Below are 14121 nucleotides of genomic sequence, written 5' to 3' on the forward strand. Positions count from 1 at the left end.
TTTGACAAGTGCACGCTGTTGAGTTCTCAAGGATCGGACGCTCCCCCGACCCAGTCATCACAACCAGGCCCGAAGGGCAACTTCTCAATCTTACCGGAGCAATTCAGGCTGTCAAATCGACACGCCGGAAGCTCGGGAGCTGATGTTATTGCCAGGCGCTTACCGCGCCGAGGCAACTCGACTAGCTTACCCGATTCCGTTTCGCTGTCAAATCGACGCGATCCGGAATCCGGAGCCCCACATCAGACAGAAGTATGTCTGCGATCTTCTCCGAGGAGCTGATCGTGTGGGGGTGGTTCTCCGCTTGAGGGGGGTAAGGCTCTCGGCCTCTCCGCTTCCCTGTGGGGCGAACGAGTAATAACTTACGTGGATCCCGGGCCTCCGGCAAATCAGGGCGGTCCGCCGGGCGTGTCGCGCGCTGACGCCGCGGTGCTCCCCGATGGCGCGAGGAGCACCGCGGCGCTCACCCCGCCCCGATGATGCGCTCCACGAACCAGAAGAGACCCATCACCCCGACGACTCCTGCCACCCACAGGCCCACCGACGGCACGCGTCTGCGCAGCAGCACGAAGACCGGGAACACCACGGCGATCACCAGGAGCTGGGCCATCTCGATGCCGACGTTGAACACCAGCAGTGCTCCGAGCAGCGACCACGAGAACGGTTGGTCGATGCCGAGGGCGCCGGCAAAGCCCACGCCGTGCATGAGGCCGAACGAGAACACGATCGCGAGTCTGACGAGGTCGTCTCGGCCGATGCCGCTTGCGCGCTGGACAGGTACACCCTGCGTCGTGACCGCCTCGGCCGTCGCCCTCTCCTTGAGCACGACGCCCGTTCTCGCTCCCCCGCTGCGCGCGGGCTCCGTGGCAACGGATCCGGTCGCAGGCATGCTGTGCATGGCACCCGCGCCTCTCTCCCGTCCGGTCTTCCTGGCTGAGCGCACCCCACGCAGTTCCCAGAACGCGACGACCGCGATCGAGAGAGCGATCGCCGGCTCGACGAGCCACGACGGAACACTCACCACTCCCAGCGCGGCGAGGATGAATGTCACCGAGTGCGCGACCGTGAACGCGGTCGCCGCGAGGACGATGTCACGAAGGCGGCGTGATCCGACGATCAGGGCGAGGAGGAAAAGCAGGTGATCGGGCCCCAGCAACAGATGTTCGGCACCGAGCACCAGGAACTCCCCCATCCGGGAGCCCCAATCCGTGGTCGTGCTCATGGTCGGATGCGTGTCGGTGTCGAGGTTGGCGACTCCCGACCCGGAGCGCACGTCGTAGTCGACGATCGTCGTCGTCATCCCGCCCGGCGCCGTGCCGGGGAACAGGCGCGTCGTGATCTCATACGCGACAGGCATCGCGGGCACGCGATCCGAGCAGTCGGCCTCGATGACGATGCGCGCGTGGGGCACGCCGTCACGGCTCACGATCTCGTACGGCGACGTCACCGCACTGGGACAGGCCACTGCCGTCGATCCACCGACGGGTGCGATCGAGAAGCGCGGGAGGACGTAGCCGTCGACTGTCTCCGAGTGCCGGTCCAGAACCGCCGTCGTGAGCTTGTCGGGGTCGCGGCCCGACTCCTGCACGTCGGCGAATGCCTCTTCTTCGAACGCCGCATCATCCATAGCCCGCGCACCGTCGGTGGCGAGGAGGACGTACTCGACGTCCAGTACCGTGCGCACCACGCCGCGCTCCGGCTCGGTCACGGACGCGTAGACGGTCGCGGAGTAGCTGTGCGCCGCGGCCGGAGCCGCCGCCAGCATGACGCTGACGGCGACTCCGGCGAGCGCGATCATCCCCGCGACGAGACCGCGGACACGCGGCCGTTCGCGTCGATGTCCGCGGAACCCGCTCATCCGTGGATCCTCGAGACTGCGCGGCGTCGGATCAGAACCGCCCCCGCGGCGAGCAGCAGCCCCGCGATGCCGATGGCGAGCGTCGGCAACGCCTCGCCCGTCGCGGCCAGCGCACCGTCTCCTCCCGATGCGCCGTTCGCACCCGCGGATCCCGTGCCTCCGCCGGGGTTCGGGCTCCCCGTGCCCGGATCGACGCCGCCGCCCGGCTGCTCGGGATCCGTGCCGCCATCGGGAGCCGCGACGGCCGTGACCGTGAAGGTCTGCTGGTTCTGACGCGCCGCGGCATCGGTCGCGACGTACTTCAGCGTGTAGGCGCCGGGGAGCGCCGGAGTGAAGGCGTAGCCGCCGCCCGGCAGCGCCGCCGCCGCGAGAATGCCTGCGGCCGGAGCCGCGCGTTCGACCTGGACCGGCGACCCATCGGGCCCGGTGACCTCGAGTGTCGAGTTCACGCGACCCGAGTTGTCGACCGCGACCGCCGGAGGAGCTGCGTAGACGCGTCCCACCACGGCGTCCGGGTCGGGCTCCGGAGCGACGCGAACCAGCGGCGGCATCGTGTCGAGCGCTGTCAGCTCGCGCGTGGCGATCCGGTACACGTCCTTGTCGGCGAGCGGCGCGCTGTACAACTCCACGCCTGCGACGCGTCCGTTCATCGTCGCATCGTTCAGGGAACCCGAGCCGTTCGCGTCTCCGCCGATCACCATGTAACGCGCGGACGGAGTCGACGGCTTCACGGCGAAGGAGACATCCTGCGTCTCGATCTTCTTCGCGCCGTTCACGTAGAGACGCGCATCGTGGCCGTCGAACCAGGCGGTCACGTGATACCACTGACCGTACTTCAGTTCGACCGTCGGACGAGGGGTCGCGTACCAGAACTCCAAACGGTATGTGCTCTCACCCGTGCCGACGGCCTCGAGGCCGATGCCTCCGCTCTGCATCCCGCCGAAGACGTCGACATACCCGCCGGCGATGGAGTCGATGCGGAAGGTCGCGTCGAGGGTGAACCCGTCCTGCAGCAGGTCGTATTCGGCATCCGACCAGAGCGGTGTGCGCACGGCGGACTCCGCCCCCTCGGAGCCGATGGCGACCTCCGACCCGAACTCCGCATCCGCCTCGATGGTGAGCGCCGAGCCCACGCTGAGCGGCCGGGCCGCCGGGGAGGAATCGGTGGCGACACCACCCGCGAAGCCGACGTCGAGCAGATCCGCCGACGGGATGGGAGCCTTCAGATCGTCATAGGTCAGCGAACTGGGATCGAAGGGCACGTCCCCACCTGATCCTGTCGGAGTGGTGAACCGAGCGGTGAGCGCGGCACCCTGCTTGCCCCACGCGTTGATCGGGGTCACACGCACCTCGTACTCGCGCTGGGGTTCGAGGTTCCACACCTCGTGACGACGATCGGCCGGCATGGGCAGGTTGTAGAAGCCCGACCACTGGAGGAACGAGTTCACCTCCTCGCCCGTCAGCACGTCCACCGTCGCGTAGCGGTACTTGTGGACGATGTCGCCGACCGTGTTCGGTGCCGGAACCGCCTGCGGGAACGAGACCATCGCCTTCGTCGCGGCGATGTCTGCGACGTTCAACGCTGCGCCGGCGGGCCAGACAGGTCCGCTGGACTCGCTCGCGCGGCGGGTGTTGTTGAACGGGAAGCGTTCGTCGTAGCTCTTCGCCGTATCCACGGAGTCGGCCACGTCCCAGGTCCACGTCTGATCGATCCACTGGTCGGACAGCAGGTCGTAGTTCTTGATCGTCACCACCGTTCCGGTGATCTCCACGATCGCTGTCTGACGATTGTCTCCGGCGTCATCGGGCGTGCTGTCGTTTCCTCGGCTGGTCGGGCTCGAGTTGATGACGCCGGACTCGAACTCGTAGTAGGCGAGCGGCGGCGCGTTCACGGTCGTGAATCCCTTGTCGGACTTGGCGCCGGCGCGATTCTCCTGGCCCTGCCAGATCGACGTCGGGATGTTCTGCGGAGTGTGGATGTGGCCGCCCCACACGACGGCCTGAGGGAAGTCGTCGAAGACCGACTGGAGGCTGTCGCCGCATCCGCTCGACAGCCCCGTGCCGTACCACTCATTGGACACGTAGTGCGTGCACTGCAGCGGGTGGTGCACCAGGACCATCACAGGCTTCGAGGGATCCTCCGCGGTGTCTGCGGCGAGCCGCTGGCGGAGCCATGACTGGGCGTAGGCGTAGTTGCCGCTGTTTGCGGCGGAGGGCTTGCCCGTGGCGGGATCGAGCGTCCCGCTGCCGGGCGAGACGGTGATGACGTGGTAGCCGTTGACGGTGTAGTCGGCGTTGGGCTTCTGTCCGCCGGTCGCCTGGGAGAACAGGTCGTACGAGGCGATGCCCGAGACGTCATGGTTTCCGAGAGAGGCGATGGCGGGGATGCCGAGGGATGCCTTGGAGTCGATGGTCTGCTTGAGCCCGTCGAACTCCGCCGGGGTGGCGCTGTTGGTGAGGTCTCCCACGAACAGGGCCGAGTCGACCCCCTCCTGCCCCCAGAAGTCGTAGGCCTCGGACAGCTCACCCCAGTTGTCGTGGATGTCGCCGATCGCCGCGAAGCGCACGTCGGGCTCTCCTGCGGCAGATGCGCGGGCGGATTCCGCATCGGGCGCAGCCGACGCCGCTGTCTCGGGATCTCCCGCCACCGACACCGTCCGGGTCTCGGAGCTGACGCCTCCCGACGCATCGGTCACGGTGTAGGACACGTCGTAGTCCCCCGGCGTCGACGGCTCGAACCGATAGCCGCCGGTCTGCTGTGCCATGAGCATCGTCACCACGCCGGTGGGATCGACGACGCTCACCACGACCTCCAGAGCCGATCCGTCCGCGTCGACGGCCGCGGCGGTCGGGAGCGTCACGGCCGCACCCACGCGGCCGGACGTCGGAGCCTCGCCGTCGAGTCGGATGATCGCGGACACGTCATCCGCGGGGCGCGGAGTCTCCTGCCCGTCGATCGTCGATGCGACGCGGGACGACACGGCCGCCACGGGCGAGGCACTCGCGGCGAGGGGGAAGGTGGTCGCCGCCACGCACGCCGCGAGCGCGATGGCGGTCACGGGCACGACAGCACGTGCACGGCGGCGGGGAAGGTCGGGAACGGGGGGCCTGTAGCGAGACACGGGGATCCTCACAGAGACGAGAAGCGAATCGGACAGCGCCCAATCGACTCTCTGAAGGTGACATCCCGGTGAACGGGGCGCGAAGCGACGATGTCGACGTCCCCGTCGGAGGGGAATCCAGCGGCCCGGTGCGCACAGCGGGCGCCGACCGTCAGTCTCCGCCGGGCAGGGCGGCAGAGCCGAACGCCTGCGCCTCGAACGAGATCGTGTAGGGCGCGTATCGGTCTTCGGCGCACTCCACGGGCCTGCCGTTGGCAGCGAAGGTCTCGCGGCGCACCTGAAGCACGGGACTCGATCTCCGCACGCCGAGGAGAGAGGCATCCATCGTCGCGGCAGGAACCGCCTCGATGCGGTGGTTCCCGGACGAGACCACGATTCCCGCGTCGGCGAGCACGGCGGTCGTGGAGACGACGTCGTCCTCGACCTCGGCCATCGCTGCGACCACCCACGGCGCCCAGGTCGACCGTTCAACCATCACCGCGCGCCCGTCGAGCGTGCGCACGCGGACGAAGCACAGCACCTGCGCCTCCGTGCCGATGGAGAGCAGCCTCGCCTCCCGCGGTGTCGGATGCCGGAGCGTCCTCTCGACGATCCTTCCGCCGGGGACGCGTCCACGGCTGTACGCCCACTGTGTGAACGACCGCATCCTGTCGAATCCCTGCGTCTGACCGGGCTGCACGTACCAGCCCGCACCCCGCCTCGACTCGACGAGTCCCTGTCGCGCCAGCGTCGCGAGAGCCGTGCGCACGGTGCGACGGGAGACGCCGTGAGCGGATGCCAGCTCCATCTCGCTCGGCAGCACGCCGCCGACAGGATACTCGCCCGTGAGTATCCGCTCACGCAGGCGCAGAAGCACAGTGCTCATCGCGAGGTCAGGGCGGCGCCCTGCCGTCGCTCGGTCCGTCTCGACGACACGATTCACCTTATCGCCGTCAGGCGGAGGGACCTTCGCACTCCGTCGTCGGTCGAGCTCAAAGATTCCGCCTCGGTGGACCTCGGAGGTTCCGCCGCCGGTGCTGCGCTCCGGCTCCTCCCCGAATCACTCAGCCGTACAGACGAAGGAAGCCCCCTCCGGGCTGCGCTCGGAGGGGGCTTCCTTCATCTGTGGACCTAAGGGGATTCGAACCCCTGACCTCCTCGATGCGAACGAGGCGCGCTACCAACTGCGCCATAGGCCCTTGACGTCATCTACGTTATCACGCTGAAGGAGACGTCTGCGCCGACCGGCTCACCCGGCCGCACGGCGGGCGAGCAGGTCACGAACGTGCGCTTCGATCTCCGCATCATCCACGAAGCCCATCCTCGTGTACGGCGAGGAGGCCGCCGGCATCTGCACCGGCGCCGTGGACGCAGCCATCTGCTCTGCGCGATCACGGAGCTCGGCCATGCGCGCGGCCTTGCGCAGTTCCTCCTGCGCATCGATCTGCGCCAGAGCGACCTGTGCGCGCGAGCCCGCCCTCGAGACGAGAGGCTCGGGAAGCGGACGCGGAGTCCACGTGGCCGGACCCTGATCGTGGAGTGGAGGTGCCGTGCGCGGTGCTGCCGGCGCAGCGATCGGCGCCGCCGACCGTCGCGACGCACGAGCGGCCACGGAAGACATGCGCTGGAGCATCACGCTCGCGACAACGACGAGAGCTCCGCCGCCCCACAACAGCCCCGACGCCTGCACGGCGATGAGCTGCCACACGCCGAACGCCGCTGCGGTGAGACCGATGAGCAGAGCCGAGGTCGCGATGAGGCGCAGCCTGCGGCGGGCGCGCGCCTGCCGGACGACCGGGTCGGCCTTCGTCGCCGCGAGCTGCTCGCGCAGGAGAACGAGTTCGGCGGACTCCTTCTCCGACTGCACCCTCTTGGCGAGCTTCTGCTGGGCGAGCGCGGTCCGAGCCGTCAGCTCGAGATGCACCTCACCCGGAGTCTCACTCGTCTCGGCGAGGACGCGCAGGGCCTGATTGAGGCGGACGGCGTTGCGCTCAGCCGCGTTGTACTGGAAGCGACCGCGCCACGAAGGCAGCAGATAGAGCATCCACAGGAGCACAGCGACGAGGACGATCACTCCCCCGCTCAGCACCGGCCCATCCATAGCCACAACGGTACGGGGAACAGGGCGGCGCGCCTCGCACCGCGCGGGCGCGTGTCGCGATCGGATCGCCTATTCAGATGGCGAAGCGGTCAGCGGGAGGGATGGTGGCAGCATCCGGCGGCACCTGGCCGTTGATCCAGCGAGCCAGCACCCCCTGGGGGACGTCCTCCTTGGTCAGCGCGAACGCATAGTGGTCGCGCCAGTCCCCGTCGATGTGGATGAAGCGCCGCCGCAGCCCCTCGTATCGGAACCCGAGCTTCTGCACGACCCTCAGGCTCGCCGCGTTCTCGGGACGGATGCAGATCTCCATGCGGTGCAGGCCGTACTCGACGAAGCACGCGTCGGTCGCGAGCGCCACGGCCGTCGGCGTGATGTTCCTGCCCGCGAACCTCTCGCTCACCCAGTACCCGATGGTCGCCGAGCACAGCGAGCCGCGCGCGACGCCCCATACGTTGAGCTGTCCGGCGATCTCGCCGTCGTACTCCATGACGAAGGGATATCCCGCCCCGTCCCGATACTGCTGGAGAAGACGCCGGATGCTCAGCCGCATGTCGAACGAGACGGATCCGTACGGGACGGTGGCCTCCCACGGCTGGAGCCAGGAGCGGTTGGCCAGCAGCTCATGCTGCAGGGCGCGCGCGTCGCGCGTGCGGACCAGCCTCAGCTCGATCGGCCCGTGCCGCATCCCCGTCGACAGATCCATCCGCGCACTCCCGACGTCCGCGTCGCCTACAGGCGCTCCGCGAACTCCTTCAGCCACGGTCGCAGCTCGGGCCCGAGGTCATCACGGTCGGATGCCAGCTGCACGATCGCCTTGATGTAGTCGACGCGGTCGCCCGTGTCGTAGCGGCGACCACGGAAGATCACTCCGACGACCCCGGGGCCGCTCGGGTCGGTCGCGAGCACCTGCAGAGCATCGGTGAGCTGGATCTCCCCGCCCTTGCCCGGCTCGGTGTGCTCGAGGATCTCGAAGATCGACGCGGGCAGCACGTAGCGGCCGATCACGGCGAGGTTGGACGGCGCGTCCTCCTGCGCCGGCTTCTCGACGAGGCCGGTGACGCGCACGGCATCCTGCCCTTCGATCTCCTCCACCGCTGCCGCGCCGTACATGTGGATGCTGGCGGGGTCGACCTCCATGAGGGCGATGACCGCGGCGCCGGAGCGCTCGTGCTCGGCGATCATCTCGGTGAGCAGCGGATCGCGCTCGTCGATGAGATCGTCGCCGAGGAGGACGGCGAAGGAGCTGTCGCCGACGTGGGTCTTGGCCCGCAGCACGGCGTGTCCGAGTCCCTTCGGCTCTCCCTGGCGGACGAAGTGGATGTCGGCGAGGTCGCTCGACTTCATCACCCGCTCGAGGCGGCCGGTGTCGCCCTTCTCCATCAGCTTCACCTCGAGCTCCGGCACGGAGTCGAAGTGGTTCGAGATCGCGTTCTTGTTGCGCCCGATGATGACCAGGATGTCGTCGATGCCGGCATCCGCCGCCTCTTCGACGACGTACTGGATCGCCGGCTTGTCGACGACGGGGAGCATCTCCTTCGGCATCGCCTTGGTCGCAGGCAGGAATCGCGTCCCCAATCCTGCTGCGGGAATGACGGCCTTGATCTTGTGCTCACCCATCTCCCCAGCCTAGCGGTGGGCATCCCCGTAGACTCTGAGCCATGTCGAATGACGTCGAGCATGCCAAGCGGGCTCTGCGCGCCGAGCTCCGCGAACGCCGCCAGCTCCTGAGCGCCGCGCAGCGCGAGAGCGCGGCATCCGCCATCGGCCAGAGGCTCGACGACCTCGTGGACTCCCTCGGCGCGCGCTCCATCTCCTGCTTCCTCTCGACCACGACCGAACCGGGCACGCGGGACTTCGTCACGCGGGCGGTGCGGCGCGGCATCCGCGTCCTGCTCCCCATCACCCGAACCGACGGTCTGCTCGACTGGGCGGTCGCCACCGACGACGACGAGGTCGCCGAGGGCCTGTTCGGCCTTCCGGAGCCGACCGGCGAGGTGCTGAGCCCCATGGCCGTGAACGACGTGGACCTGATGATCATCCCCGCGGCGGCCGTCGACCGCAGCGGCATGCGCATGGGATGGGGGCGCGGGTACTTCGACAAGACCATCGGCTCGATGGAGAAGTGCCCGCCCGTCTACGCGGTCATCTATGATTCCGAGATACTCGACTCGCTGCCTCGCGAGATCCACGACCAGCCGGTGACCGGCGTCGTGACGCCGACGCAGACCCTGATCCTGTCGCAGACGCGACGCTGACCTCAGAGGAACGACATGCCCACCTATGCCTACGCCTGCACATCGTGCGGACACCGCTTCGACGCCGTCCAGAGCTTCGCCGAGGACGCCCTCACCATCTGTCCCGAGTGCGGCGGCGCCCTGCGCAAGCAGTACGGCTCGATCGGCGTGACGTTCAACGGCTCAGGCTTCTATCGCACGGACTCGCGCAGCAAATCCGTCAGTTCTGGGGATGCTTCGGCATCATCGAAGACGGAATCCTCGACGGGAGCCAAAAAGGCCCCTGCGTCGACTCCGGCCTCATCCTGAGGTCCTCGATCCGTTTGGGGGAGTTTCTGTGATCCAGGGATTCAAAGAGTTCATTCTCAAAGGTAATGTCATCGACCTGGCCGTCGCTGTCGTCATCGGCGGCGCGTTCACCGCGATCGTCAACGCGGTCGTCGCCAGCGTCATCAACCCGCTCGTTGCCTTGTTCTTCGAGGCCGACAAGGCGGGCAAGTTCGGGCCGACCATCCACGGCATCTACGGTCAGCCCGTCACCTTCCCTCTGGGCGACCTCATCACCGCGGTCATCAGCTTCTTCGCCGTCGCGCTGGTCGTGTACTTCGCGTTCGTGCTGCCGATGAACGCGTACAAGGCGCGCAAGGCCGCAAAGAACCCCATCGCCGAAGAGGCCGCGCAGGCCACCGAAGGCGAGCTCCTCGCCGAGATCCGCGACCTGCTGAAGCAGCAGCGCGGGGCCTGACCCGTCTACGCAAGAACGCCCGGCTCCTCCCTCGAGGAGCCGGGCGTTCTGCTGCATCCGCCCTGCGGGGTTGAGTCACTCCTGCGATTCCACAGGGCTGCGGCATGTTCGCGATTCAGTAATGCGGCGGAACGTCGCGCAGCAGCTGCTGATCGTTGGGGCCCTTCCCTGCGGATGCCGGCGGCGGCGGGCGCTCCTCGTCGGCGGCCCCCGTCTCCGGCGACGGGTCGGTGCCGGGCACCGGGGTCAGCCGAGCGCGGCGCGAGCCGGGGACCCGCACGACGCGCTGGGGGCGGTCGTCAGTCATCTCGCGCGTCGTCGACGTCGAGCGGCTGCGTGTCGTTGTCAGCACGAGGCGCGGATGCCGAGATGCCGAGCACTCCGGCGATGCGGGTCGCCGCCGTCACCGGGTCACTGTACAGATCGAAGGCGTGCACCCGCACGTAGTGCCAGCCGAGCCGCCGAAGCACGTGCGGACGCAGCCGCAGCGTCTCCCGCAGCGACTCCCCCCGCGATTCGGGGTCGGACTCGATGACCACGGCCTTGCCGTTGTGCTGCGCGACGAGCGGCAGCAGACCGCGGTAGTCGACGTCGACGGAGGCGCCGAGGCGGCGCAGCTCCCTGGCGAGAGCCAGCGTGAGCGGATCAGCGAGATCCTCGAGGCGGGCCTCCCTGCCGCGCGCGGCGAGATTGCCGAGCGTCGACATGAGCGTGGCCGCGCCGTGCTCCAGTCGCCCGTCGTCGAAGGCGGACGGACGGATGGACGAGACGATCACCATCGAGCGGCGGGCTCTCGTCATCCCGACCGTGAGCAGCCTCTCTCCGTCGGGGGTCGAGAGGTCGCCGAAGTCGCTGAGGACGCGGCCGTGCTTGGTCAGGCCGAATCCGAGCGAGAAGATCACCCGGTCGCGGCTCTCGGCCACGGACTCCTCGAGCGTGAGGACGGCGAAGGGCTCTGCCGTGTCGCGACCCACGAAGTCGGCCACGTCGGAGCGCCCGGCGAACGCCGACGTCACGGCGGCCCGCACGCGCTCGGCGTGGCGAGCGCTCGCGGTGACGACCATGAGCGATTCCTCCGGCCGGTGCACGGCGTGCTCGACGACCAGGGTGACGACCCGGGCGACCTCGGCCTCGGGGCTCTCGACGGCTCCGGAGATCGGATCGGGGGCGCCGGTGCCGCCCTCGACGTAGTCGACGGTGAGGCTGCCGCGACCGAGGTACGACCCCGCCCAGGGCAGCGACACGATCTCGCCGCCGTAGAAGGCGTCGTTGATGAGCTCGACCAGATCCTCGCCGCCCGCGCGATAGCTGCGGGTCAGCGTCATCACCGGCAGCACCTCGGAGAGGCGCTCGAACACCGAGACCTCGTCGAACGGCACCTCGGCCTCCCAATCGGAGGCGGGATCGACGGCGACGTGGAACGGCTTGGGCTTCTGCGTCACCGGGTCGCCGAATGCCACGACCTGGCGTGCACGGCGGATCGCCGGGGTCGCCTCCGCGAGGTTCACGGCGGCGGCATCCACCAGCAGCACGGTGTCGAACTCGACGGAGTCCGGGATCTCGGGCACGAGATACGGCGACGAGATCCACACGGGGGCGAGCACGTTCACGAGGCTCGGAGCGGAGCTCACGATCTCCGCGGTCGTCGTTCCCGGCTGCTTCAGGGCGCGGCGAAGATGCTGCGACTCCTGCGGCTCGTCGACGATGGCGATCTTCCACTGGTTCGCCAGCTGCCACGCCAGCAGAGGACCCGCGGCCGCCGCGTGCGCCTCGTCGACCAGTCGGAAGTCGCGCTCCAGCCTGTCGACGACCGCCGTGTTGGCCCCGAGGAGCGCGCGGTCGTCCTGCAGCGCCCGCTCGAGCAGGGACTGCCACCAGGCGAACTCGAGCTCGTCACCGACGCGCGCCTCGGACACATGGCGGACGGACAGCTCGGCGAGCAGGGGGCCGAGGCCGAGCTCGGCCAGGCTGTCGCGCAGCTGCGCCCGCTCGACGAGGTTGTCGAAGACGTCGGACTTCGCGGCGAGTCCGGCGAGCGTGCGCACCAGTCGCGCGACCGGGATCGAGGCGAGAGGCTCGCGGCGACCGAGGGCGGCGTCGAGCTCTGCGAGCTCGGCCTGCACCCGCTGCCACGAGACGTAGACGTCGGCGAGACCGAGGGGGATCTCCGGAGCAACGCCCGCCTCGACGCAGCGCTGCCACTGCGTGCGCTGCGTCTGGATCCGCAGGAGAGCCTCGTGCATCTCGGTCACGTGCACACCGGGGCGCACGTACTCCTTGGCGAGCTTGCGGAGCCGTCGGCGGTTGGCGCCGGACATGCCCGGCGCATCGCGTCGGGAGCCGTGGGCCTGGATCAGCTCGCCCAGCGGACGCTCGAAGACGGTGGGGCTGAAGCGGTCGAGCGAGTCGCGGATGCCCTGGAGCAGCCGCAGGTACTCCCCCAGCTCGTCGATCGTCGAGAAGGGCCTCATATGGGTCTGCGCGATCAGCGCGTAGCCGCGCTCGAGCAGGGCGGGAACGCTCGTCGAGTGCAGCCGTGCGGCGAGCTCGTGTGCGGATCGCGCGGCATCCGTGCTCGTGAACGTGACGCCGTACCAGGGCGAGTCGTCGGGTCCGAAGCGGAACTCGCCGAGCCGCGCGGCCTGCGCGAGGGACTCCGCCGCCGCCGTGCGGTCTCCGGCCAGGCGGCGCAGCGTCTCCGCGCTCAGCCGAGCGGTGGTGGACGGCGGCTGCGGGAGCGAGGCGAGCGCCGTGAGGTGCCTGGTCGCATCGAGGACCGATGCTCCCGTCCCGTGGACCTCGGAGGTCAGCGCCTTGCGATAGTCGCGCAGGACCGTGCGCAGGCGCACCAGGGCGTCGTCGACGTCGCTGACCTTCGGCGCCGCGGCCTTCTCGTTCCTGCCGATCGCCCGCACGAGATCCCGGCGGACTCCCGCCGTCGACACGGCGAGGCTGTCGAGCCCAATCACGGCGAGCCGATGACGCACGCCGTCGAGGGTCGAGCGTCGAGCAGACACCACGAGGACGCGCTTGCCCGCACGCACCAGCTCTCCGAGAGCGTTGATCACGGTCTGCGTGCCGCCTGTGCCGGGGAGCGTGGCGACGGTCAGCGAGTGGCCCGCGGCGATCCGCGTGAGCACGGCCTCCTGCTCCGCGTCCGCGTCGAGGAGCAGATTGTCGGATGCCGGGGCGCGGTCGTCCGGTCCGGTGTACCGCGGATCGGGGCGCCGCGCCGTGACCTGCTCGCGGTCTGCGACATGACCTGCGAGGGCGTTGAGCACGACGTGATCGAGGGAGCGGGCGTCGCGCGTCATGGCCCCGCTCACGTCTGCGAAGGTCGACACCAGCAGACGGGGCTGGACGGAGAAGGTGTCGATCGAGCGCGTCGTCGCCCGGAGGCTGTCGATCACCGGCTGCGGTTTGAAGATGCCGCCGTCGTAGGCGAGCGCCGCGAGCGCCGCCGCGTCGATCGTGATGCCGAAGTGCTCGCGCGCGATGCGGATGAGCTCGGGGTTCACCTCGAACGCGCCCTGCAGCTTGAGCTCGAAGTCCGAGTGGTGTCGGCGGATGGCGAGCGGGCGCAGCAGCACGGGCGCCGCGAAGTCGACGCCGCCGATGCGCCATCCCGCGACGCCGACCGCGAGATGCACGGCCTCGATGCCGCGGACGGTGCGCAGCTCGGTGTTCTTGGCGGTGATCCGCTCGGCGGCGAGGCGGGCCGTGCGCAGGCCGACCTCGTCGCGGAAGAGGTTGGAGAGAAGCGTCGACTTGCCGGTGATGAACTGGGGAAGGCTGCCGGGGTGCGCCTTGGAGATGTCGATGCCCGATTCGACGGTGTCGCGGAAGGACACCAGGGGCGAGGGCCCGCCGAGATCGGCGGCCTCTGCGCGGAGCCGGGTGCGCTCGGCCTCGGCCGCATGGGCCACACCGACGCCCGTGGCGCCGTCGCCCAGCTCTCCGAGGGTCACTGCGGCGTCCGTTGCCGCTTCTTCCGCAGCCTTGCCATCACGTCGCCACACACCTCACACCCTAAGCGCGACACGCCACGGCGCCGGTATCCCGGGCGGGTTTCACCGGATTTC

At 69.1% G+C, this 14121-nt stretch carries 11 protein-coding genes and 1 tRNA gene; 3 read left to right on the plus strand and 9 right to left on the minus strand.

From position 1 onward, the window contains the following. Positions 1 to 463: 463 nt before the first annotated feature. The 7 genes from ACFY5A_RS00005 to galU all read right to left on the minus strand — a co-directional run bounded on the left by ACFY5A_RS00005 (position 464) and on the right by galU (position 8677). The gene (locus ACFY5A_RS00005) at positions 464 to 1858 is read right to left on the minus strand and encodes a HupE/UreJ family protein (protein WP_387231085.1); all 1395 of its coding nucleotides are present in this window, start codon (positions 1856 to 1858) and stop codon (positions 464 to 466) included. After that, positions 1855 to 4980 carry a LamG-like jellyroll fold domain-containing protein gene (locus tag ACFY5A_RS00010; protein ID WP_387231087.1) on the minus strand — a complete coding sequence of 1042 codons (3126 nt, stop codon included), beginning with the start codon at positions 4978 to 4980 and terminating at the stop codon, positions 1855 to 1857. Before ACFY5A_RS00010 ends, ACFY5A_RS00005 begins: the two co-directional genes overlap by 4 nt. A 151-nt stretch (positions 4981 to 5131) precedes the next feature. Next, the gene (locus tag ACFY5A_RS00015; RefSeq protein ID WP_341941576.1) at positions 5132 to 5845 is read right to left on the minus strand and encodes a GntR family transcriptional regulator; all 714 of its coding nucleotides are present in this window, start codon (positions 5843 to 5845) and stop codon (positions 5132 to 5134) included. A 240-nt stretch (positions 5846 to 6085) separates the two neighbouring features. Next, positions 6086 to 6158: transfer RNA gene (locus tag ACFY5A_RS00020), tRNA-Ala, on the minus strand. Positions 6159 to 6208: 50 nt separating this feature from the next. Further along, the gene (locus tag ACFY5A_RS00025; protein ID WP_387231089.1) at positions 6209 to 7060 is read right to left on the minus strand and encodes a hypothetical protein; all 852 of its coding nucleotides are present in this window, start codon (positions 7058 to 7060) and stop codon (positions 6209 to 6211) included. A gap of 73 nt (positions 7061 to 7133) precedes the next feature. Next, a complete protein-coding gene (locus ACFY5A_RS00030; RefSeq protein WP_387231091.1) occupies positions 7134 to 7763 on the minus strand; it encodes a GNAT family N-acetyltransferase in 630 nt (209 codons plus the stop codon). A 26-nt stretch (positions 7764 to 7789) separates the two neighbouring features. Continuing rightward, positions 7790 to 8677 (minus strand): UTP--glucose-1-phosphate uridylyltransferase GalU, encoded by an 888-nt coding sequence (gene galU, locus ACFY5A_RS00035; RefSeq protein WP_387231093.1) that lies wholly within the window; start codon positions 8675 to 8677, stop codon positions 7790 to 7792. 41 nt (positions 8678 to 8718) lie between these two features. On the opposite strand from galU, the gene ACFY5A_RS00040 reads away from it, so the two are divergent. The 3 genes from ACFY5A_RS00040 to mscL are packed head-to-tail and all read left to right on the plus strand — an operon-like array spanning position 8719 to position 10039. Then, positions 8719 to 9315 (plus strand): 5-formyltetrahydrofolate cyclo-ligase, encoded by a 597-nt coding sequence (locus tag ACFY5A_RS00040; protein ID WP_105675691.1) that lies wholly within the window; start codon positions 8719 to 8721, stop codon positions 9313 to 9315. Between the two features lie 15 nt (positions 9316 to 9330). Continuing rightward, positions 9331 to 9603: an FmdB family zinc ribbon protein gene (locus ACFY5A_RS00045; protein ID WP_105675689.1), complete on the plus strand. Its 273-nt coding sequence runs from the start codon at positions 9331 to 9333 to the stop codon at positions 9601 to 9603. A 28-nt stretch (positions 9604 to 9631) separates the two neighbouring features. Continuing rightward, on the plus strand, positions 9632 to 10039 hold the full coding sequence (gene mscL, locus ACFY5A_RS00050) for a large conductance mechanosensitive channel protein MscL (protein WP_341941572.1): 408 nt from the start codon (positions 9632 to 9634) through the stop codon (positions 10037 to 10039). A gap of 115 nt (positions 10040 to 10154) precedes the next feature. Here the strand turns inward: mscL and ACFY5A_RS00055 are convergent, their stop codons facing one another. Both ACFY5A_RS00055 and ACFY5A_RS00060 read right to left on the minus strand, forming a co-directional pair. Then, the gene (locus tag ACFY5A_RS00055) at positions 10155 to 10346 is read right to left on the minus strand and encodes a hypothetical protein (protein WP_341941571.1); all 192 of its coding nucleotides are present in this window, start codon (positions 10344 to 10346) and stop codon (positions 10155 to 10157) included. After that, complete coding sequence (locus tag ACFY5A_RS00060; protein ID WP_387231096.1) at positions 10339 to 14058, minus strand: AAA family ATPase; 3720 nt, start codon at positions 14056 to 14058, stop codon at positions 10339 to 10341. The genes ACFY5A_RS00055 and ACFY5A_RS00060 overlap by 8 nt, the downstream gene beginning before the upstream one ends. Positions 14059 to 14121 lie beyond the last annotated feature (63 nt).

The organism is Microbacterium sp. NPDC012755 (genome assembly GCF_042901325.1).
Lineage (GTDB): Bacteria > Actinomycetota > Actinomycetes > Actinomycetales > Microbacteriaceae > Microbacterium > Microbacterium natoriense.

Bases quoted from the DNA above. Each gene is read 5' to 3' on its own strand.
- ACFY5A_RS00005 (WP_387231085.1), bottom strand. From the start codon at position 1,858: ATGAGCGGGTTCCGCGGACATCGACGCGAACGGCCGCGTGTCCGCGGT.
- ACFY5A_RS00015 (WP_341941576.1), bottom strand. From the start codon at position 5,845: ATGAGCACTGTGCTTCTGCGCCTGCGTGAGCGGATACTCACGGGCGAG.
- ACFY5A_RS00025 (WP_387231089.1), bottom strand. From the start codon at position 7,060: ATGGATGGGCCGGTGCTGAGCGGGGGAGTGATCGTCCTCGTCGCTGTG.
- ACFY5A_RS00030 (WP_387231091.1), bottom strand. From the start codon at position 7,763: ATGGATCTGTCGACGGGGATGCGGCACGGGCCGATCGAGCTGAGGCTG.
- galU (WP_387231093.1), bottom strand. From the start codon at position 8,677: ATGGGTGAGCACAAGATCAAGGCCGTCATTCCCGCAGCAGGATTGGGG.
- ACFY5A_RS00040 (WP_105675691.1), top strand. From the start codon at position 8,719: ATGTCGAATGACGTCGAGCATGCCAAGCGGGCTCTGCGCGCCGAGCTC.
- ACFY5A_RS00045 (WP_105675689.1), top strand. From the start codon at position 9,331: ATGCCCACCTATGCCTACGCCTGCACATCGTGCGGACACCGCTTCGAC.
- ACFY5A_RS00055 (WP_341941571.1), bottom strand. From the start codon at position 10,346: ATGACTGACGACCGCCCCCAGCGCGTCGTGCGGGTCCCCGGCTCGCGC.